The sequence below is a fragment of the Neisseria sp. P0022.S010 genome, from assembly GCF_051956635.1.
The window spans coordinates 1-620 of the sequence record NZ_JBQCXF010000805.1 but is presented as its reverse complement, the minus strand read 5'-3'; the positions used below and the strand labels follow the sequence as shown (position 1 = coordinate 620).

General features: G+C 42.7%; 1 protein-coding gene. It reads right to left on the bottom strand.

The genetic code is table 11. The features are described 5' to 3' along the window. Positions 1–130 precede the first annotated feature (130 nt). Positions 131–577 (bottom strand): SsrA-binding protein SmpB, encoded by a 447-nt coding sequence (smpB, locus tag ACTHUT_RS21520; RefSeq protein WP_250600146.1) that lies wholly within the window; start codon positions 575–577, stop codon positions 131–133. Positions 578–620: the final 43 nt, after the last annotated feature.

Here is a 620-nt window from a genome sequence, read left to right as displayed (position 1 = left end):
GTGGAACACGCACCCAACAACAATACGGCAGAAGCCGCCGCTAAAATCATAGTTTTCATCTGTTTTCCTTTTTAAAATTTTCAAACAATAAATATTCAGACGGCCTTTATAAAAAGGCCGTCTGAAAAAATCAACGTACGTTTTTCATTAAACGCTGTTTCTCACGCTTCCAATCCGCTTCTTTCAGGCTTTGGCGTTTGTCATGCTGTTTCTTACCCTTAGCCAAACCGATTTCCACTTTGATTCTACCGCGGGTGTAATGCAGGTTTAAGGGCACAATCGTATAACCGGCGCGTTCGGTTCTGCCGATTAACTTGTTGATTTCCGATTGTTTCAACAACAACTTACGCGGACGGACAGGATCGGGTTTGACGTGTGTCGAGGCAGTGGGCAATGCGGTAATGTGGCAACCCACCAAATAGAATGCGTCTTTTTTCCAGTAGATATAGCTTTCTTTTAATTGAACGCGTGCAGCGCGGATGGCTTTGACTTCCCATCCCTCCAATACTATACCGGCTTCGATTTGGTCTTCGATAAAGAAATCGTGAAAGGCTTTTTTATTATTGGCAATACTCATTGTGCTGATTCTTTACAAACTTTTCAGACGGCCTATTTTATCA